The 17602-nt window shown below is 71.2% G+C and carries 23 protein-coding genes; 8 read left to right on the top strand and 15 right to left on the bottom strand.

Annotation, left to right across the window (positions count from 1 at the left end; genetic code table 11):
• Window positions 1-6 precede the first annotated feature (6 nt).
• From ACZ3I4_RS43370 to ACZ3I4_RS43345, 6 genes are read right to left on the bottom strand one after another with little or no spacing between them, the layout of a single operon-like run.
• A complete protein-coding gene (locus ACZ3I4_RS43370; RefSeq protein ID WP_465387983.1) occupies window positions 7-417 on the bottom strand; it encodes a Fur family transcriptional regulator in 411 nt (136 codons plus the stop codon).
• The gene (locus tag ACZ3I4_RS43365; protein ID WP_133872604.1) at window positions 414-716 is read right to left on the bottom strand and encodes an ArsR/SmtB family transcription factor; all 303 of its coding nucleotides are present in this window, start codon (window positions 714-716) and stop codon (window positions 414-416) included. The genes ACZ3I4_RS43370 and ACZ3I4_RS43365 overlap by 4 nt, the downstream gene beginning before the upstream one ends.
• On the bottom strand, window positions 713-1591 hold the full coding sequence (locus ACZ3I4_RS43360; RefSeq protein WP_465387982.1) for a metal ABC transporter permease: 879 nt from the start codon (window positions 1589-1591) through the stop codon (window positions 713-715). The genes ACZ3I4_RS43365 and ACZ3I4_RS43360 overlap by 4 nt, the downstream gene beginning before the upstream one ends.
• A gap of 2 nt (window positions 1592-1593) precedes the next feature.
• Window positions 1594-2373 carry a metal ABC transporter ATP-binding protein gene (locus ACZ3I4_RS43355; protein ID WP_465387981.1) on the bottom strand — a complete coding sequence of 260 codons (780 nt, stop codon included), beginning with the start codon at window positions 2371-2373 and terminating at the stop codon, window positions 1594-1596.
• Window positions 2370-3296, bottom strand: coding sequence for a metal ABC transporter substrate-binding protein (locus ACZ3I4_RS43350; protein WP_465387980.1), 927 nt, complete (start codon window positions 3294-3296; stop codon window positions 2370-2372). The genes ACZ3I4_RS43355 and ACZ3I4_RS43350 overlap by 4 nt, the downstream gene beginning before the upstream one ends.
• A gap of 60 nt (window positions 3297-3356) precedes the next feature.
• On the bottom strand, window positions 3357-3611 hold the full coding sequence (locus ACZ3I4_RS43345) for a DUF6703 family protein (protein WP_465387979.1): 255 nt from the start codon (window positions 3609-3611) through the stop codon (window positions 3357-3359).
• A 34-nt stretch (window positions 3612-3645) separates the two neighbouring features.
• Between ACZ3I4_RS43345 and ACZ3I4_RS43340 the strand changes: the two genes are divergently transcribed.
• From ACZ3I4_RS43340 to ACZ3I4_RS43330, 3 genes are all read left to right on the top strand, one after another.
• On the top strand, window positions 3646-3987 hold the full coding sequence (locus ACZ3I4_RS43340; RefSeq protein WP_465387978.1) for an antibiotic biosynthesis monooxygenase family protein: 342 nt from the start codon (window positions 3646-3648) through the stop codon (window positions 3985-3987).
• A gap of 17 nt (window positions 3988-4004) precedes the next feature.
• Window positions 4005-4499: a hypothetical protein gene (locus ACZ3I4_RS43335; protein WP_465387977.1), complete on the top strand. Its 495-nt coding sequence runs from the start codon at window positions 4005-4007 to the stop codon at window positions 4497-4499.
• 79 nt (window positions 4500-4578) lie between these two features.
• The gene (locus tag ACZ3I4_RS43330; RefSeq protein WP_465387976.1) at window positions 4579-5958 is read left to right on the top strand and encodes a glycine--tRNA ligase; all 1380 of its coding nucleotides are present in this window, start codon (window positions 4579-4581) and stop codon (window positions 5956-5958) included.
• Between the two features lie 4 nt (window positions 5959-5962).
• Here ACZ3I4_RS43330 and ACZ3I4_RS43325 read toward each other — a convergent pair whose 3' ends face one another.
• Together ACZ3I4_RS43325 and ACZ3I4_RS43320 are read right to left on the bottom strand one after the other, a co-directional pair.
• Window positions 5963-6445 carry an XdhC family protein gene (locus tag ACZ3I4_RS43325; RefSeq protein WP_465387975.1) on the bottom strand — a complete coding sequence of 161 codons (483 nt, stop codon included), beginning with the start codon at window positions 6443-6445 and terminating at the stop codon, window positions 5963-5965.
• A gap of 52 nt (window positions 6446-6497) precedes the next feature.
• Window positions 6498-6965, bottom strand: coding sequence for a hypothetical protein (locus ACZ3I4_RS43320; protein WP_465387974.1), 468 nt, complete (start codon window positions 6963-6965; stop codon window positions 6498-6500).
• A 55-nt stretch (window positions 6966-7020) separates the two neighbouring features.
• Between ACZ3I4_RS43320 and dusB the strand changes: the two genes are divergently transcribed.
• Complete coding sequence (dusB, locus tag ACZ3I4_RS43315) at window positions 7021-8139, top strand: tRNA dihydrouridine synthase DusB (RefSeq protein ID WP_465388048.1); 1119 nt, start codon at window positions 7021-7023, stop codon at window positions 8137-8139.
• Here the strand turns inward: dusB and ACZ3I4_RS43310 are convergent.
• From ACZ3I4_RS43310 to ACZ3I4_RS43280, 7 genes are all read right to left on the bottom strand, one after another.
• Window positions 8136-9230 carry an MFS transporter gene (locus tag ACZ3I4_RS43310; protein WP_465387973.1) on the bottom strand — a complete coding sequence of 365 codons (1095 nt, stop codon included), beginning with the start codon at window positions 9228-9230 and terminating at the stop codon, window positions 8136-8138. The two genes, dusB and ACZ3I4_RS43310, sit on opposite strands and share 4 nt — an antisense overlap.
• 57 nt (window positions 9231-9287) lie before the next feature.
• Complete coding sequence (locus ACZ3I4_RS43305) at window positions 9288-10352, bottom strand: DUF2786 domain-containing protein (protein ID WP_465387972.1); 1065 nt, start codon at window positions 10350-10352, stop codon at window positions 9288-9290.
• A gap of 77 nt (window positions 10353-10429) precedes the next feature.
• The gene (locus ACZ3I4_RS43300) at window positions 10430-10801 is read right to left on the bottom strand and encodes a hypothetical protein (protein ID WP_202992741.1); all 372 of its coding nucleotides are present in this window, start codon (window positions 10799-10801) and stop codon (window positions 10430-10432) included.
• A 68-nt stretch (window positions 10802-10869) separates the two neighbouring features.
• On the bottom strand, window positions 10870-11355 hold the full coding sequence (locus ACZ3I4_RS43295) for a roadblock/LC7 domain-containing protein (RefSeq protein ID WP_465387971.1): 486 nt from the start codon (window positions 11353-11355) through the stop codon (window positions 10870-10872).
• Between the two features lie 32 nt (window positions 11356-11387).
• Window positions 11388-12395, bottom strand: coding sequence for a DUF4388 domain-containing protein (locus ACZ3I4_RS43290; protein WP_465387970.1), 1008 nt, complete (start codon window positions 12393-12395; stop codon window positions 11388-11390).
• A gap of 11 nt (window positions 12396-12406) precedes the next feature.
• Window positions 12407-12754, bottom strand: a complete 348-nt coding sequence (locus ACZ3I4_RS43285) for a roadblock/LC7 domain-containing protein (RefSeq protein ID WP_465387969.1) — start codon at window positions 12752-12754, stop codon at window positions 12407-12409.
• Between the two features lie 179 nt (window positions 12755-12933).
• Window positions 12934-13464: a DUF4388 domain-containing protein gene (locus tag ACZ3I4_RS43280; RefSeq protein ID WP_465387968.1), complete on the bottom strand. Its 531-nt coding sequence runs from the start codon at window positions 13462-13464 to the stop codon at window positions 12934-12936.
• Between the two features lie 118 nt (window positions 13465-13582).
• Here ACZ3I4_RS43280 and ACZ3I4_RS43275 point away from each other — a divergent pair, with 118 nt between their 5' ends.
• Genes ACZ3I4_RS43275 through ACZ3I4_RS43260 form a run of 4 tightly spaced genes read left to right on the top strand, consistent with a single transcriptional unit; the run spans window position 13583 to window position 17582 of the window.
• Window positions 13583-13939 carry a VOC family protein gene (locus tag ACZ3I4_RS43275; protein ID WP_465387967.1) on the top strand — a complete coding sequence of 119 codons (357 nt, stop codon included), beginning with the start codon at window positions 13583-13585 and terminating at the stop codon, window positions 13937-13939.
• 27 nt (window positions 13940-13966) lie between these two features.
• A complete protein-coding gene (locus ACZ3I4_RS43270; protein WP_465387966.1) occupies window positions 13967-15181 on the top strand; it encodes a deoxyguanosinetriphosphate triphosphohydrolase in 1215 nt (404 codons plus the stop codon).
• 11 nt (window positions 15182-15192) lie between these two features.
• Window positions 15193-17055, top strand: a complete 1863-nt coding sequence (gene dnaG / locus ACZ3I4_RS43265) for a DNA primase (protein ID WP_465387965.1) — start codon at window positions 15193-15195, stop codon at window positions 17053-17055.
• A complete protein-coding gene (locus tag ACZ3I4_RS43260) occupies window positions 17052-17582 on the top strand; it encodes a hypothetical protein (RefSeq protein WP_465387964.1) in 531 nt (176 codons plus the stop codon). Before dnaG ends, ACZ3I4_RS43260 begins: the two co-directional genes overlap by 4 nt.
• The last annotated feature ends 20 nt before the right edge of the window (window positions 17583-17602 follow it).

Raw genomic sequence — 17602 nt, 5'->3', positions numbered from 1 at the left:
CGCGCGTCAGCGGGACTTGGCGGCGCACTCCGGGCAGGTGCCGAAGATCTCCATCGTGTGCGAGACGTCGACGTAGCCGTGCCGGCTGGCCACCTTGTCGGCCCACGACTCGACCGCCGGGCCCTCGACCTCGACCGCGCGGCCGCACTCCCGGCACACCAGATGGTGGTGGTGGCCCTGGCTGCAGCGGCGGTAGAGGTGCTCGCCGCCGGGCGGGCGCATCACGTCGATCTCGCCCGCGTCGGCCAGGCCCTGCAGCGTGCGATAGACCGTCGTCAGGCCCACCCGCTCACCGCGCTCCCGCAGCCGGGCGTGCAGCTCCTGGGCGCTGTAGAACCCCTCGGCCTCGGCCAGCACGGCGCTCACCGCCGTGCGCTGCTTGGTGTTGCGCTGGGCGACGTTCTGTTCGGCACTCACGACCGGACCTCCCTGGCATGGCTGACCGCGTCCGCGACGATGTGCGCCACGTGATCGTCCACCAGCGAGTATGCGATCTCGCGTCCACGTCGTGCGCCCCGGACCACCCCGGCGCCGCGGAGCACCCGCAGATGCTGGGACACCAGCGGTTGCGGCGCGCCGAGCTTCTCCACCAGCTCGTGCACGCAGCGCTCACCCACGCCCAGCTCGGCCACGATCGCCACCCGGATCGGCGCGGACAGGGCCCGCAGCAGCTCACCGGCGGACTCGTACGCCTCGTAACCGCTCGTCGTCGTCATCGGACCCCGGCCTCCTGCAGAACGACGTCGGGCGGCTCCACCTCGCGGGGCGGATGGGACCGCCGGCGCACCATCCGCAGGCCGGCGGCGCCGATGGTGATCGCGACGAAGACGGCCAGGGCCAGGATCACCGTGGTGGCGCCGGGCGGGGTGTCGGCCTCGGCCGAGACGACCACTCCGGCTCCGGCGGCGACCAGGCCGATCGCCATCGCCGCGGCCATCGTGGTGCGGAAGCCGCGGGTCACCTGCTGCGCCGCGGCCACCGGGATCACCATCAGGGCCGAGACGAGCAGAAGCCCGACCGTACGCATGGCGATCGTCACCGTCACCGCGGTCGTCACCGCCATCAGCAGATTGAGCGCGCGCACCGGCAGGCCGCTGACCCGGGCGAACTCCTCGTCGTTGCAGACCGCGAACAGGGCCGGCCGGAACACCAGCATCGCGATCAGCACGGCCGCCCCGAGCACCGCGATCACGGCGATGTCCTGCGGCGACGTGGTGATCAGCGAGCCGAACAGGTATTGCACCAGGCTGTTGCTGTTCGCGTCGTCGGAGAGCGCGACCAGCACCACGCCGCCCGCGATGCCGCCGTAGAACAGCAGCGCCAGGGCCAGATCGCCGGAGGTGCGGCCGCGCTCGCGGATCAGCTCGACACCGACCGCGCCGATCGCCGCGACGATGACGGCGCTGATCACCGGGGACTGGTTGAGCAGCAGGCCCACGCCGACGCCGGTCAGCGCCACGTGCCCGATGCCGTCGCCGATCAGCGAGAGCCGCCGCTGCACCAGATAGATGCCGAGCGCGGGCGCGGCCAGGCCGATGATCAGCGCGCCCAGCAGCGCCCGGATCATGAAGTCGTACTGGAAAAGGTCCATGGCTAGTTGGCCGTGATCCGGTCGGCGGGCGCGACGCAGATGCCCGCGGCGGGCGGGACGGCGTGCGGGTGCACGTGGTCGTGGTCGGGTTCGGCGTGGTGACCGGCCGGCTCGGGTGGCGCGCCCTCGTGCGCGATGCGGCCCTCGTGCACCACCACCGCCCGGTCGATGAGCGGCCGCAGCGGGCCCAGCTCGTGCGCGACCAGCAGGATCGTCCCGCCGGCGGTCTCGAACCGGCCCAGCGCGGCGGCGAACGCCTCCTGGCTGGCCGCGTCCACCCCGGCCGTGGGCTCGTCGAGCACCAGCAGGTCGGGCCGGCCGGCCAGGGCGCGGGCGATCAGCGTGCGCTGCTGCTGGCCGCCGGAGAGCGTGGTCACCGGGTCGTCGATCCGGTCGAGCAGACCCACGTCGGTCAGCGCGTCGCGCACCGCCGCGCGGTCGGCCGACCCGGACGGGCGGAAGATGCCGCGCCGGGCCAGCCGCCCCGAGGCGACGACCTCGCCCACGGTGGCGGGCACACCGCTGCCCGCGCCGAGCCGCTGCGGCACGTAGCCGACGCGGGCCCAGTCCCGGAACTTGCGTTGCGGGGTGCCGAACAGGTCGATCTGGCCGTGGCTCAGCGCGACCAGCCCGAGGATCGTCCGGATGAGGGTGGATTTGCCGGAGCCGTTGGCGCCGAGGATCGCGACGACCTCGCCGGCGCCGACGGTCATCGACACGTCGTGCAGGATCTCGCGGCCGTCGTAGCCGACCGCGGCGTGGCGTACCGCAACGACGCTCATGCCCCGCACCCCAATCCGGTGGTCAGCGCGGTCAGGTTCTGCCGCATCACGGTGAAGTAGTCGCCCTTCTGGTCGACGAGGCCCTCGAGCGGATCGAGCACGGCGGTCTTGGCGCCGACCTCGCGGGCGATGGTGTCGGCCACCGCCGGGCTCACCAGGGTCTCGAAGTAGATGGTGGTGGTGCCGGTCTCGCGGGCCTCGGCGGCCACGGCGGCGAGCCGCTGCGGGGAGGGCTCGGCCTCGGGGGAGATGCCGGTGATGCCGACCTGGTGCAGGTCGTAGCGGGCGGCCAGATAGCCGAAGGCGGTGTGGCTGGTGACCAGCTCGCGGCGCAGGCAGTTCTCGAGCCCGTCGGCGAACTCGGCGTTCAGGGCGTTCAACTCGGTGCTCAGGGCCCGGCCGCGCTCGGTGTACCCGGCGGCGTGCCCCGGATCGGCCTGACCGAGGCGCTCGGCCAGCTTCTCGGCGATCGTGGCCAGGCGTACGGGATCGAGCCAGACGTGCGGGTCCTCGCCGCTCGCGTCCTCGTGCTCGTGCTCATGGCCGTGCTCGTCGTCGCCGCCCACCGGCAGCAGCGGCACCACCGAGGCGGCGTCGAAAGCCCTGTCCTTGGCCTCCTGGCCGACGGCCTCGTCGACGGCCGGCTGGAAGCCCTTGATGTAGACGGCGAGACCGGCCCCGGCGACGTCGCCGACCTGGCGCGGGGTGAGCTCGAGGTCGTGCGGCTCGGCGCCCGGCTTGGTGAGGTTGGTGACGCTGACCACGTCGCCTCCGATCCGCTCGCTCAGGAACTGCAGCGGATAGAACGCCGTGACGATCTCGAACTTCCCGTCCCGCGTCTGACCCGCCGGCCCGGCCTGGTCACCGCAGCCCGCGAGGGCGACAGCCGACACGAGCAGAGCAGGGAGAAGGCGGCGGCGCATACTACCCACTGTCTCCGACAATGATAATGATTGTCAAAAGCGCATGGGTCAGGACAGGCCCTAAAGCGCCTTGGCCACGACCACCGCGAGCAGGAGGGCCAGGACCAGCAGGCGCAGGGCGCGCGTCGAGCCGGTCTGCACCGGCCAGGTCGTGAACGTGAGCCCGGCCAGGCCCAGGGCCAGCACGAAGAGCAGGGCGGCGCCGACGATCCCGGGCAGGAAGAGGCCGCCCAGCATGACCACGAGGGCGAGGATGAACGCCGTGGTCGGATTGACCCGGGCCAGCCGCCGGAGCAGGTTGTCGGATGGTGTCACCAAGTCACTCCTCGTCGCTGCGTACTCTCGTCGCATGCTGGTGCTCAACCGCTTCCACGTGCAGCCGGACACGCACGACGCCTTCGCCTCCCGGGCGCATGCCGCGCTCGCCGCGCTCGCCGACCGGCCCGGCTATCTTTCCGGCCGGCTCACCCGCGCGCTCGACGACCCGGACTGGTGGACCCTGGTCACCGAGTGGGAGTCCGTCGGAGCCTACCGGCGCGCGCTGGGCGGCTTCGACGTCAAGGTCCACGCGACCCCGCTGCTGTCCGAGTCGATCGACGAGCCGTCCGCGTTCGAGACCCTGGCCAGCGCGGAACCGGGTGGCCAGGTGGTGGTGGCCGAGAGCGACCGGGCCGCCGAACCCTGGCGCTGACGACTACTGTTGAACCCATGACGACGGCGCCTCACGTTCCGGTTCCGCCGCAGGGCCCGGGGGTCCAGCCGCCGTTCCCGGCCCCGCCGGTCGAGGGCAAAGGCAAGCGCATCGGCTGGGGCCTCGGCATCGGCGCGGGCGTGCTGGTGCTCGTCTGCGGCGGCGGCCTGGCCGCGCTGATCGGCCTGGGCACCTCGATCACCGGGGCGCTCGACGAGCAGGCGCACGCCGCCGTCGACGACTATCTGAACGCCCTGCGCGGCGAGCGCTTCGATCAGGCGTACGGGCTGCTCTGTGAGGAATCGCAGCGGGACGAGACCGCCTCGGAGTTCCGGGCGCGGGTCGAGGCCGAGGAGCGGATCACCACCTGGAAGCTCGGCACCTTCAACACGGTCTACATGACCGTGCCGGTCGAGGCGACGTACGAGGGTGGGCAGACCGACCAGCTCGAGGCCTCGCTCGACCAGAACGCGTCGACGGGCCAGTTCGAGGTGTGCGGAGTCGGGGAGTAATCTCGCTGTTTGTCCCGATCGCGTTCCGTGATCACCAACTCCGAGGTCCCCGCCGACACCCAGCCGGCGTAGGAGGAACATGCCCGCCGACCGTATCGACTCCGTCGTCAGCCTGGCCAAGCGCCGTGGCTTCGTCTTTCCCTCCAGCGAGATCTACGGAGGGACCCGCTCGGCCTGGGACTACGGTCCGCTGGGAGTGGAGCTGAAGGAGAACGTCCGCCGCCAGTGGTGGCGTCAGATGGTCCAGCAGCGGGACGACATCGTCGGCCTCGACTCCGCCGTCATCCTGGCTCGCGACGTGTGGGCGGCCTCCGGTCACCTCGACGCCTTCGTCGACCCGCTGACCGAGTGCCAGTCCTGCCACAAGCGGTTCCGCGCCGACCACCTCGAGGAGGCGTACGAGGCCAAGCACGGCTCGCTGCCGTCCTCGCTGCAGGAGCTGAACTGCCCGAACTGCGGCAACAAGGGCACCTTCACCGAGCCCAAGATGTTCAACGGCCTGATGAAGACCTACCTCGGCCCGACCGAGAGCGCCGAGGGGCTGCACTACCTGCGGCCCGAGACCGCGCAGGGCATCTTCGTCAACTACAACAACGTGGCCACCGCGGCCCGCAAGAAGCCGCCGTTCGGCATCGCGCAGATCGGCAAGAGCTTCCGCAACGAGATCACCCCGGGCAACTTCATCTTCCGTACGCGTGAGTTCGAGCAGATGGAGATGGAGTTCTTCGTCGAGCCCGGCAAGGACGAGGAGTGGCACGAGTACTGGCTCCAGGAGCGCTGGAACTGGTATCTCGGGCTCGGCCTGTCCGAGAGCAACCTGCGCTTCTACGAGCACCCGCGCGAGAAGCTGTCGCACTACTCGAAGCGCACGGTCGACATCGAATACCGCTTCCAGTTCGGCGGCACCGAGTTCGCGGAGCTCGAGGGCATCGCCAACCGGACCGATTTCGACCTGTCCACGCACTCCAAGCACTCCGGCGTCGACCTCTCCTACTTCGACCAGGAGAAACAGGAACGCTGGGTGCCGTACGTGATCGAGCCCGCGGCCGGTCTCACCCGCGCGGTGCTGGCCTTCCTGCTCGAGGCGTACGACGAGGACGAGGCCCCGAACACCAAGGGCGGCGTCGACAAGCGCACGGTCATGCGTTTCGACCCGCGCCTGGCCCCGGTCAAGGTCGCGGTGCTGCCGCTCTCGCGCAACCCCGAGCTCTCGCCCAAGGCCAAGGGCCTGGCCGCCGACCTGCGCAAGCGCTGGATCGTCGAGTTCGACGACTCGCAGGCCATCGGCCGCCGTTACCGCCGCCAGGACGAGATCGGCACCCCGTTCTGCGTCACGGTCGACTTCGACACGCTGACCGACGACGCCGTGACGGTCCGCGACCGCGACACCATGAAGCAGGAGCGGGTCGGTCTGGCCCAGATCGAGGACTACCTGATCAAGCGCCTGCCCGGTTGCTGATCGGCTAGAAGTCGAACCCGCCCGGCCGGTCGTTCCGGTCGGCGATGAGCCCGGCCAGGGTCGCCACGGCGATCTCGGCCGGGGTGCGGGCCCGGATGTTGAGCCCGATCGGCCGGTGCACCCGGGCGATCTGCTCATCCGCGACACTCAGGGAGCGAAGGGCCGCCACGTGCGGCCCATCCTTCTTGGGGTTCCCCATGATCCCGAGATAGCGGGTCTTCGCCTCGAGCGCCTGCTTCAGCACATCCCCGACCTCGGCCCGATCATGGTCGGCGACCACGACGTCGGTGTTCTCATCAAGATTGGCCGCCGCCAGATCCCGCACGACCCGATCCCCGCGCGGCCGCGGCGTCCCGCCCAGCCGGCTGGCGTCCGGCTCCACGAGCACGGTCTGAAACCCGAGCTCGGCCGCGAGCCGCACCAACGCCTCGGCCGTCGGCGACTCGAACACCACCACCAGCCGCCGGGCCCCGCCACCGTCACCCATGGCACCGACTCTGCCAGATCCGCCCCGGCCGTGCAGACCGGTCGATCGGGCCCTAGCCGGCGCCGCCGGAGGAGGCTGCTGCGGCGGCCTCGGCGTCCCACTTGCTGATGACCACGCCCAGGACGAAGAGCTGCAGGGCCGGGGTCAGGCCGGGGAGCTCGACCTCGACGGTGCCGCCCCAGAAGCTCGTCTTGCGGACGCTGCCGACCCGGGTGTCGCCCAGGACCAGCTCTTCCTCGTTGCCCCAGAACGACTTGCGGCGGAAGTTGTAGGTCTGCCCGCCGGCCGAGACGGTCCAGCGTTTGCGGCCCACCCGCTCGGCCGAGGCGACGACGGTGTCCGCGTCGTCGACCATCCGGTATTTGCTGCCCCAGCCGTTCGACCGGACCCGGAACCGGCGGCCCTCGAGCGTGAACTCGCCGCCGCTCTTCCAGGTCGACTTGTCCCACGTGGCAATCTCGCGGCCACGGTCGGTCACGACGTAGTTGCTCTTCCACACGCTGGTCTTCCGGGCCTCCATGGATTCAGCGTACGGACAAGCGGCAACTACGCTTGGGGGCGTGACTGCACCGCTCATGCTTGGCGACCATGCCGTGAAACCGCCTGTTGTGCTGGCCCCGATGGCGGGCATCACCAACGTGGCGTTCCGACGTCTCTGCCGGGAGCAGGGCGGGGGCGTCTACGTGTGCGAGATGATCACGACTCGGGCGCTGGTGGAGCGGATTCCCAAGACGCTCAAGATGATTGCTTTTGCCGAGGATGAGGACTTTCGCAGTCTTCAGCTCTACGGGGTCGACCCGGACGTGACCGCGGCTGCCGTGCGGATGGTCGGTGAGGACGGGCTGGCCGACCATGTCGACCTCAACTTCGGGTGCCCGGTGCCCAAGGTGACCCGCCGCGGCGGGGGCTCGGCGTTGCCGTGGCGGCGCAAGCTGTTCGGGCGGATCGTCCGGCAGGCGGTCGAGGCGGCCCGGCCGTACGGCATTCCGCTCACGATCAAGATGCGCAAGGGGATCGACGACGAGCATCTGACGTACGTGGAAGCGGGGTTGATCGCCCAGGAGGCGGGCGTGGCCGCGGTGGCGCTGCACGCGCGCACGGCCGAGCAGCGGTATTCGGGCAACGCCGACTGGGATGCGATCGCCACGTTGAAGCAGGCGCTCGACGTTCCGGTGCTCGGGAACGGGGACATCTGGGAAGGCTCGGACGCGCTGCGCATGGTCGAGCACACCGGGGTCGACGGCGTGGTGGTCGGGCGCGGGTGCCTGGGCCGGCCGTGGCTGTTCGCCGACCTGGAGGCCGCGTTCACGCAGGGTGGCGACTACAAGCCGGTGCTGCCGGTGCTGGGCGAGGTCGCGAAGATCATGTCGCGGCACGCCGAGCTGCTGGTCGACGCGCTGGGCGATGAGAAGCACGGTTGTGCCGACTTCCGCAAGCACGTGGCGTGGTATCTGAAGGGCTTCCCGATCGGCGGGGAGCTGCGGCGCCGGCTCGCGATGATCTCGTCGCTGGCCGAGCTGGACGATCTGCTGGGCAAGCTGGACCCGGGGGAGCCGTTCCCGGTCGGCGAGCTGGGCCAGCCGCGCGGGCGGGTGAACTCGCCGGGCAAGGTGTCGCTGCCGTACGGGTGGCTCGACAGCCGTGACGACGACACCGTCCCCGAGGGCGCCGAGATGGAGAACAGCGGCGGCTAACGGCTGCGCCGGGCGATCAGGGCGGTGACCAGCAGCGGCACGGCGCTGAGGGCGAACAGCGTGGCCAGCGGCAGGTCGGCCGCGAAGGCCGCGTAGAGCAGCACGGCGAAGACTTCACCGCCGAAACCGGCCACCGAGAGCACGGTGCTGCGGGCCGGGCCGGTGATCATGTCCTGCAGGCGGGTCTCCGAGCGGATGATCGAGTATTCGAGCAGCCCGAACGCGGCCGAGATGACGATCATGCCGGTGAGGTGGGGGATCAGCGCGCCCGCGGCCACCAGCGCGGCCGCGAGCGTCAGGGCCGCCGTCAAGGGGAAGCTGCGTGCGGCCAGGGCGCTGCCCCCGGCCATGGCCAGCGCGGTCACGGCGTAGAGCAGCGGGACCACGGCCGTCGGGGCGCCCTTGTCGCGGGACAGCAGCGGCAGGTATTCGTCGAGCGCGGTGAACCCGGGCACCAGGGCGGCGACCAGCACGGCCAGGCCGACGCGGCGGCGGCCGAACGACTCGCGGACCCCGGCGCGCAGCAGGGTCCAGTACGAGCGTTCGTCGTCGTCCTCGTCGCCGGCGGGTCCCCGGCTCTCGGGCAGGCGCAGGGACAGGGCGGAGCCGAGCAGCTTGACGCCGACGCTCAGACCGCCGGCCAGGGCATATCCGCCGGCCTGCCAGGCCGGGGCGGCGATCAGCGTGGCGGCCAGCATGGCCAGGATGGCGATCGTGTTGGCGCGGCCGGCGATGCGGGCGTAGTCGCCGGCCCGGCCCGCCGCGGCCAGCTCGTCGTAGATCAGCGCCTCGAGCGAACCCGACGCCAGCGACCCGCCCAGACCCCACAGCACGAAGCCGAGTGCGAACCCCGGATAGGACGGCCACAGGATCCACGTCAGGAAGCCGGCCGCCGTGATCAGCTCGCCCAGCGCGTACAGGCGCTTGCGGGACCAGGCGTCGGCGAGCGCACCGGAGGGCACCTCGGCGGCGAACGCCACCACCGACCAGATCACGAACAGCGACGAAACCTGGGCGTTGGAGAGCCCGGCGTCCGCGAACAGCAAGGCGTACACCGGGTAGAGCGGCACGGCCTCGGCGAAGGCCCGCACCGCATAGAAGGTTCAGCGTCAACGTGGAGGAGACATGCCCTCAGTCTGCCCGGCCCGTCAACCCAATTCGGCCTCGTCGGCGGCGGCCCGGCCCGAGTCCCAGCCCTCCAGGCTGTCGATGCGTCGCCCGCGGGCCCGGACCGTACGGGGGAACACCTTTTGCATTGCCTCGCGGACCTGCATGTCGCGGTTGCGCAGCACCGGCAACAGATCGTCGTGGCCGGCGATCTCGCGGCGGGTGACCTCGGCCAGCCGCTCGCCGATCCGGATCGCGTACGCCACCAGGAAGCTCCGCCGGAACGCCTTGACCCTGGCTTTGCCCTTGGCCGGCTCGTCGCGCGACATCGCCCGGTTGGCCTGCACCAGCAGCGACGTGTAGAGCAGCTCGACGCCGTCCGAGTCGGCGTCGAAGCCGAACACCGTCGAGAAGCCCAGCTCGGGCGACCACACCGTGTGACAGTGATTGGCCCGCGCCACCGCGTCGAGCAGGCTCGCCTTCTCGCTCTCGTACGGGTGGTCCACGCCGATCCGCCGCGCGAACGGCACCACCTCGGTCCGGTTTGCGCTGGTCAGCGCCTCGGCGATGCTGTGCCGGGCGATCAGCTCCTGCGCCTTGGCCGAATACGCCTCCGCCTCGGCCGGGAAGTCCGTCGACTCGGCCTTGGCCAGCAGCGCCCGGACGCGCTCGAGGTTCTTGTTGTCCGATTCGCCGGCCACCGTGCCCGGCGGGGGAATCAGCACCTCGATCACCGGCAGCCGCCGCAGCTCGATCAGCAACCCGAGCGACGAGTCGATCAAGCTGATCCGGTCGGGGCGTCGCCGGGTCGCCCCGTTCAGCCGGGCCACCTGCTCCTGCCAGCGGGAATCAACCTCAGCAAAGCGTTTCCCGTACGCCGCGGCCGCGTCGGCCACCAGCGCCGCCTTCACCGGGTCACCCAGCCGGGCCACCACCCGGTGCAGCTCGGCCGGCTGCCATCCGCCCCGGAAGAGCCGCTCGAACGCGTCCCGCAGGGCCCCGCTCAGGGCGGCGTCGACCTCGGCCGCCGGGGCCACGGTGAGCGCGTCGAGCCCCGCTTCGTACCCGATCGCGCCGCCGGCCACATCGCGCACGATCTCAGGCACTGACACAAGTAAAAACAGTAGAGCGCGTGCGGGGAGGGCCGTTTCCCGGCCCTCCCCGCACGGCGAAACGACGGGAACTAGACGTCCATGTCGTTCTCGATGCGCTTCAGCTGGTGCCGGGCCATGGCCAGGTTCGACCGGTCGCGGCGCAGCGCCACATAGAGGAACAGGCCCTTGCCGGCCCGGCTCGTCAGCGGCCGGATCAGGTGATACTGCGTGTCGAGAGTGATCAGGATGTCCTCGATCTTCTCGGTGATGTTGAGCATCTCCATCGCCCGCAGCTTGGCCCGCACCACGTCGGTGTTGCCGGCCGCGGCGACCGTCAGGTCGAGGTCCTTGCCGCCGCCGACGGTGCCGAGGGCCATGCCGCTCGTGTGGTCGACCAGCGCGACGCCGACGGCGCCGTCGATTTCCATGATCTCTTTGAGTGCGGTGTCCATGTCGGCCATGGAATTTCCTCCAGTGCGGTGGGATGGCGGTCCGCTTCGATGGCGGACCGTTCGAAACTGGGTGGGGCTCAACCGGCGGCCTGGCGACGGCGGGCATTGCTCGCCAGGCCGGCCATCGGGGTGCGCCGGGTCAGCGGGCTCGGCGGTCCCGCCTGTTGCGGGATCTCCGGCCGGGGGCGCGGGTGTTCCAACTTCAAGATCCTTACGAGCCGGCGTACGCATCGGCGTGCCTCGAGGTGCACCATGGCCAGGTTCGCGTCGCCCGAGGTGACCAGGGTCAGCAGGGCGTTGGGGCCGGCCGTGTACGAGGTGATGTAGCCCCGGTCGCACTCGACCACCGACTCGCGCAGGTCGCCGTGGTTGACGGCGTGCGCGAAGCGGCGGGCCAGCGCGAGGTGGGCGGCGGCCAGCGCGGCGATGCTGTCCGGCTCGATGTCGTGCGCATCGTGGGCCACCACCAGCCCGTCGGTGGTGGCCAGCACGCTGCCGGAGAGTTCGTGCAGCCGGCCTCGCAGGCGGTCGAGCTCCTCGAGCACCGCCGGATCCACCGTCATCCTTGGTCTCTCCTCCCTCGGGGGTGCGCGCGTCACCGCAACGCCCTCAATGCGGTGCGGATGCGCTTGAGCAGCACTTCGTCGGTGCCCTGATGCACCGGCGGGGGCTCACCGGCGACCTCCTTGGGCAGCTTGGCGCCGGGTTTGCGGCGGGCCAGGCGAGGCGGCCGGTAGAGAGCCTGGGTGGGTGCGTTGTCGGCGGCCGGGTTCGTCTTGTCCGCGGGCACAGGGGTGGGAGCAGGCACGGAAGCCCGCGCCGCGGTCACCGCCGGCGGCTCCACCACCGGCCGTTTGACGTCCACGGCGGCGCCACCTCCGCGGGGCAGCCGCACGAACTCCGGCCCCGGCGCCGGTGTCTCGGGCAACTCGATCAGCCCCATCGCGGCCATCCGGCGCAGCTCTTCCACGCAGGCGTACCCGGCCCGGCCCAGCAACAGAGCCAGATCGGCCGGCGTACGCTGCCCGTCCGCGTGCACGAGCAGCTCCCACTGCAGGGCGGTGAGCGTGATCCGCTCGCGTGGCGGCCGGGTCGCCGGGGCGATCGCCATGGTGTCGACCCGCGCGTCCGGAAAGATCTCGTCGAGGATCCGGATCCGCCGGCCCACCTCGCGGTTGACCGCCTCCGGGTCGACGTGCACCACCGGACCGAGCCAGTGCGTGGCCCCGGTCAGGAAGTCGACCTGGGCCGAGGCCGGGGAGAGCGCGAAGTAGGCCGCGTCGTAGATCGCCCCCAGCACGCACATCTCGAGCTCGCCCCGGGTCAGGTGACCCTGCTCGACCAGCAGGCGGCCGACCCGCGCGGTCGACGTGCCCAGGTCCAGCGCGTTCTGCCAGGTGCGCCCGGCCAGGCGGCCCGACGCCGTGAGCAGCTCACCGACGCCGGGGGCGGCCGGCGATTCGGCGTAGATGACACGGCCCTCGAGGACGTAGACCGCGCCGCCCGGGTGGCCGCCGACCACCAGCACGCCGGTCTGCCGCTCGCCGGCTACCTGCGTGAGCAGGCGCCCGGGCGAAACGGTCTTCGAGGCTGTCAAAATCACTCCCATCCCCGCTAGGTAGCGACGAGTTCGTCGGCGAGTTTCTGCATGCGGCGGCGGGCCACCGCGAGGTTGCCCTGGACCCGGTCGAGCCAGACGTAGAGCACCAGCCGGCTGTCGAAGTCGGTGTGCACCGGCCGGAGCAGGTGATAGCCGCCGGCGGTCGTGATGATCAGGTCTTCGAGCAGGTCGTGCGGCAGTGCCGAGACGAACAGCGCCCGGCTGTTCGCCGCCTGGACCACGTCGGCCGTGCCGGCCGCCGCGGCCTCGTGATCGGAATTCGGTGCGGTTCCCGTCGTGGCGACCGGGAAGCCGGTGGTGTAGTCGACGAGGCTGGCGCCGACCGCGCCAGGGATCGCCATGGCCTCCTGTAGACAGTGATCGACGCCGGGCACTTCTCTCCTCAGCGCTGTGCTGCTCCCGCCGGCCCGTGCATCGTTGCCGCGGTCGCCGGTGGGTCTCGGGTCGGTTCCGGCGCCGCCCCGCGGGATCACGTGGCCTTGCCGTCACCGTGGGCCATCCTCTGACCGCACCGCCGCCGCTAGTCGCACCCCATGTGCGTCATGGTCGGCGGCCGCGGCGTCCGGGCCTGTGGGCAGGTGTTACGTCCCCGGCCCGCGCGCAACCGGCAGGCTGTGACATGACCCACGGCGCCCAGCTCGCCGCCCTCCACCGGGCCCAGCCAATGCCGCTCGCCGGGCACGAAACGCACCGGCGCCTCGTCCGACTGCAGCAGCTCGTGCGTCGCGTCGGCGATCGCCGCCACCAGGCGCAGGGCCAGCTCGTTCTGCCCGATCAGGCCGTCGCGCAGCAGCAGCCGGCCGACCCGCTGGGCGCCGCGGCCCTCGGCCAGCACCCGGCGCCAGGTCGCGGCGGCGATCCGGCCGGACGCGACGAGGCGGTCGCCGATGCCGGGGCAGGCCGGGGTCTCCGCGTACGAGATCCGGCCGGCCACGAGATAGAGCACACCGCCCGGATGCCCGTCGATGTGCAGCGCGCCGGTGCGCGCGGACTCGCCCAACTCCGTCAGCAGGCGCCGCAGACCCGCGGTGGCCGGTGAACCAGGAATCACGAAGTCATCCTCAGCGGCATCGAGGACGGTCGCCGGACCGGAAGTGCGCCGTTTCCCACAGGATTCAATGGAGGCGGGCGCGTAACATCATCGCCACTTTTCTATGAAGGAGAGATGGATGCCGAGCCAATGGGAGCAGATCGTCGTCGACGCGGAGGACCCCGCGCGGCTCGCTCGCTGGTGGGCCGAGGCGCTCGGCTACGTCATCGTGCACGAGCAGCTCGACGAGGTGGAGATCCGCCGCAGCGCCGACCAGCTGCCCGGCCTGCTCTTCGGCCGCGACGCCGAGGTCAAGAAGGTCAAGAACCGGCTGCACATCGACCTGCGCCCGGACGACCAGGAGGCCGAGGTCGAACGGCTGCTCGACATGGGCGCCCGGCACGCCGACATCGGCCAGGGCGACGACGTTCCCTGGGTGGTGCTGGCCGACCCCGAGGGCAACGAGTTCTGCGTATTGTCGTCAAGAACTCGGTAGCCGGGCGCTGCCGCTTAGGGTGATCCCATGACCGCGTTCGACGCCCAGCGGTGGATCCCCGAACCGGCCAAGGACAGCGGATACGGACGGACGCCCTACCAGCGCGACCGCGCCCGGGTGCTGCACTCGGCCGGGTTCCGCCGGCTCGCCGCCAAGACCCAGGTGCACACCGCGGGCTCGGACGACTTCCTGCGTACGCGTCTGACCCACTCGCTCGAGGTGGCGCAGATCTCCCGAGAGATGGGCGAACGGCTCGGCTGCGACCCGGACGTCGTCGACGTGGCCGGGCTCGCCCACGATCTGGGACACCCGCCGTTCGGGCACAACGGCGAGGCCGCGCTGCACCTGGCCGCCGAGCCGTGCGGCGGGTTCGAGGGCAACGCCCAGACGCTGCGGGTGCTCACCCGGCTCGAGGCCAAGGTGCCCGGGGCCGGGCTCAACCTGACCCGGGCCTCGCTCGACGCCAGCTGCAAATACCCGTGGGAGCGGCAGCCGGGGCGCCGCAAATTCGGGGTGTACGCCGACGACCGGCCGGTCTTCGACTGGATCCGCTCCGGTGACCTCGGCGAGCGGCGCTGCCTCGAGGCGCAGGTCATGGACTGGGCCGACGACGTGGCGTACTCCGTGCACGACGTCGAGGACGGGGTGCACGGCGGCTATCTGGCGCTGCGGCCCCTGCTCGAGGACGCCGACGAGCGCGCCGCCCTGTGCGCCGACGTCGCCGGGGTGTATTCCGACGAGCCGGTCGGCGAGCTCGCCGCCACCCTCGATCAACTGCTGGCCGACCCGGTGGTGACCGAGGTCGCGGGCTACGACGGCGGCTACCGCTCGCAGGTCGGCCTCAAACGGATGACCAGCGTGCTGACCGGCCGTTTCGTGGCTTCGGCGGTCGGCGCCACGCAGAGTCGCTTCGGCACCGATCCGGTACGCCGGTACGCCGCCGACCTGATCGTGCCGCGAACCGTCCGTAACCAGTGCGCGCTGCTCAAGGGCATGGCCTTGCGCTACGTGATGCGCACCAGGGCGGCCGAGGAGTGGTACGAACGGCAGCGGGTGATCCTGGTTGAGCTGGTCCAGGCGCTGTTGCGTACGCCGGAAGGTCTTGACCCGATCTTCGCGCCCCTCTTCAAAGCAGCGGAGAGTGACGCCGAGGCGCTGCGAGTGGTGATCGATCAGGTGGCCTCGCTCACCGACACGGCCGCGGTGAGCTGGCACGGGACCCTGGTGGCAGCGCGCGCCTGACACGAGGCAGGATGTATGCCGTGGCGGGCAGGGTCAAGGACGAAGACATCGCACTGGTCCGTGACCGCACGTCGATCGCCGACATCATCAGCGAGTCGGTGACGCTGCGGCCGGCGGGCGGCGGCAACCTCAAGGGCCTGTGCCCTTTCCACGACGAGAAAACCCCGTCCTTCACGGTGGCCCCGGCCCGCGGCGTCTATTACTGCCACGGCTGCGGGCAGGGCGGCGACGCGATCAAGTTCCTGATGGACGCCGAGCACCTGTCGTTCATGGAGTCGATCGAGCGGCTGGCCGGGCGGGCCGGCATCCAGCTCCGCTACGACGAGACGGGCGCGCCCAGCGGGCCCCGGCCGCAAACCGGGCAGCGGCAGCGCCTGCTGGCCGCGCACGCCGCCGCGACCGACTTCTATCGCGATCAGCTGGGCACGCCGGGCGCCCGCAAGGCCCGCCAGTTCCTGGCCGAACGCGGCTTCGGGCGCGACGCCGCCGAGCGCTACGGGTGCGGCTTCGCCCCCGACTCGTGGGACGCGCTGGCCAAGCACCTGCGGCAGAAGGGCTTCACGGCCGACGAGCTGAACACCGCGGGCCTGACCAAGCCGGCCCGGTCCGGTTCGATGATCGACCGGTTCCGCCGGCGGCTGCTGTGGCCGATCCGCGACCTGTCCGGCGACGTGATCGGCTTCGGCGCGCGCAAGCTGTTCGACGACGACGACGGCCCGAAATACCTGAATACGCCCGAGTCGCCGCTCTACAAGAAGTCGCACGTGCTCTACGGCATCGACCACGCCAAGCGCGAGATCGCCAAGCGGGGCCGGGCGGTGATCGTCGAGGGCTACACCGACGTGATGGCCTGCCACGAGGCGGGCGAGCCGACCGCGGTGGCCACCTGCGGCACGGCGTTCGGCATCGACCACATCGGGGTGCTGCGCCGGCTGCTGATGGACAGCGACAGCTTCACCGGCGAGATCATCTATACGTTCGACGGCGACGCCGCGGGTCAGAAGGCGGCTCTGCGGGCCTTCGAGGAGGATCAGCGCTTCGTCGGCCGCACGTTCATCGCGGTCAGTCCGGACAACATGGATCCGTGCGAGCTCCGGCTGGCCCGGGGCGATCTGGCCGTACGCGACATGATCGCCGGACGCGAGCCGCTGGTCGACTTCGCGTTGCGCCAGACGCTGCGCAAATTCGATCTCGACACCGTCGAGGGCCGGGTCGAGGCGATGCGCCGCGCCGCCCCGCTCGTCGCCAAGCTCAAGGACCGGGAGAAGCGGCCCGAGTACGCCCGTAAGCTCGCCGGCGACCTGGGCATGGATCTCGAACCGGTGCAGCGGGCGGTCGCCTCGGCCATGCGCGGCGACCCGGACGGCCGGGACAGCCGCCCCGCGCAGCCGGTCGCCGAGGCCCCGCAGCGGCTCGTCGAGCGGGAATCGCTCAAGCTGGCCCTGCAGGAACCGGTGCTGGCCGGTCCGATGTTCGACGTGGTCGGCCCCGAGAACTACGCCGACCCGGTCTATCAGTCGGTGCGGACGGCGATCGACGCGGCCGGGGGCGCCTGTTCGGTGGCGGGCGGCGGTGTGGTCTGGATCGAGAAGGTGCGCGACAGCTGCACCGATCTGGGCGCGCAGGGCATGATTTCGCAGCTGGCGGTCGAGCCGCTGCGCGTCGACGGGGCGGTCGACCCCAACTACGTGCAGATCACGCTGGCCCGGTTGCAGATGGGCGCGGTGACGACCCGGATCCGTGACCTGAAGTCCAAGGTGCAACGGCTCAACCCGGTGGCCAACAAGGACGCATATCTCGCCCTGGCCGGCGAGCTCTTCTCGCTCGAACAGCAGGCCCGGGCCCTGCGCGATCAGGCGGCAGGTGGACTGTGAACTTCCTTCGGCGCAAGCCCTCGCTCCCGGCGGCCCTCAAGCCCCAGCTCGGCCCGGACGAGCGGGTCGTGGCCTGGTCGCTGGTCTCCGACGATCAGGCCGTGGTGGCGACGAACCACGGGCTGTGGCTGCCCGGCGGCACCCGGCGTCTGGGCTGGCACGAGATCCACAAGGCGGCCTGGTCGGGTCGCGAGCTGCGGGTCACGCCGGCCGAGCAGGCCGAGGAGCGTGAGGGGTACGCCGTGTTCGTGGACGGGCCGGTCGCCACGGTCCTGCTGCTCGAACCGGGTCAGCTGCCCGATCAGGTGCGCAGCCGGGTGACGAAGTCGGTCGCCTACACGACGCATCACCCGCTGCCGTCGGGCGCGGGCGGGGTGCGGGTGGTCGGCCGCCGGATTCCCGGGCAGAACGGCCTGAGCTGGGCGGTCCGCTACGACGCGGGCACGCCGGTGAGCCTGCCCGCGGTGATCGAGCTGACCGACGAGCTCGTCGCGACGGCCCGCAGCACGATGGCGGCGCCCGAGTAAACCCGTCGTTTCTGTCGTAC

The organism is Actinoplanes sp. NPDC021490 (assembly GCF_055562135.1).
Note: the sequence above shows the minus strand (reverse complement) of the source record. Positions and strands in the feature narration are given on the sequence as shown.

What these genes read in the sequence shown, in the direction of transcription:
- ACZ3I4_RS43340 (WP_465387978.1), top strand. Translation starts at nt 3,646, where the DNA reads ATGCTGGTGCTCAACCGCTTCCACGTGCAGCCGGACACGCACGACGCC.
- ACZ3I4_RS43350 (WP_465387980.1), bottom strand. Translation starts at nt 3,296, where the DNA reads ATGCGCCGCCGCCTTCTCCCTGCTCTGCTCGTGTCGGCTGTCGCCCTC.
- ACZ3I4_RS43365 (WP_133872604.1), bottom strand. Translation starts at nt 716, where the DNA reads ATGACGACGACGAGCGGTTACGAGGCGTACGAGTCCGCCGGTGAGCTG.
- ACZ3I4_RS43320 (WP_465387974.1), bottom strand. Translation starts at nt 6,965, where the DNA reads ATGGAGGCCCGGAAGACCAGCGTGTGGAAGAGCAACTACGTCGTGACC.
- ACZ3I4_RS43335 (WP_465387977.1), top strand. Translation starts at nt 4,005, where the DNA reads ATGACGACGGCGCCTCACGTTCCGGTTCCGCCGCAGGGCCCGGGGGTC.
- dnaG (WP_465387965.1), top strand. Translation starts at nt 15,193, where the DNA reads ATGTATGCCGTGGCGGGCAGGGTCAAGGACGAAGACATCGCACTGGTC.
- ACZ3I4_RS43330 (WP_465387976.1), top strand. Translation starts at nt 4,579, where the DNA reads ATGCCCGCCGACCGTATCGACTCCGTCGTCAGCCTGGCCAAGCGCCGT.
- ACZ3I4_RS43285 (WP_465387969.1), bottom strand. Translation starts at nt 12,754, where the DNA reads ATGGCGATCCCTGGCGCGGTCGGCGCCAGCCTCGTCGACTACACCACC.
- ACZ3I4_RS43275 (WP_465387967.1), top strand. Translation starts at nt 13,583, where the DNA reads ATGCCGAGCCAATGGGAGCAGATCGTCGTCGACGCGGAGGACCCCGCG.
- ACZ3I4_RS43355 (WP_465387981.1), bottom strand. Translation starts at nt 2,373, where the DNA reads ATGAGCGTCGTTGCGGTACGCCACGCCGCGGTCGGCTACGACGGCCGC.
- ACZ3I4_RS43325 (WP_465387975.1), bottom strand. Translation starts at nt 6,445, where the DNA reads ATGGGTGACGGTGGCGGGGCCCGGCGGCTGGTGGTGGTGTTCGAGTCG.
- ACZ3I4_RS43270 (WP_465387966.1), top strand. Translation starts at nt 13,967, where the DNA reads ATGACCGCGTTCGACGCCCAGCGGTGGATCCCCGAACCGGCCAAGGAC.
- ACZ3I4_RS43360 (WP_465387982.1), bottom strand. Translation starts at nt 1,591, where the DNA reads ATGGACCTTTTCCAGTACGACTTCATGATCCGGGCGCTGCTGGGCGCG.
- ACZ3I4_RS43295 (WP_465387971.1), bottom strand. Translation starts at nt 11,355, where the DNA reads ATGACGGTGGATCCGGCGGTGCTCGAGGAGCTCGACCGCCTGCGAGGC.
- ACZ3I4_RS43300 (WP_202992741.1), bottom strand. Translation starts at nt 10,801, where the DNA reads ATGGCCGACATGGACACCGCACTCAAAGAGATCATGGAAATCGACGGC.
- dusB (WP_465388048.1), top strand. Translation starts at nt 7,021, where the DNA reads ATGCTTGGCGACCATGCCGTGAAACCGCCTGTTGTGCTGGCCCCGATG.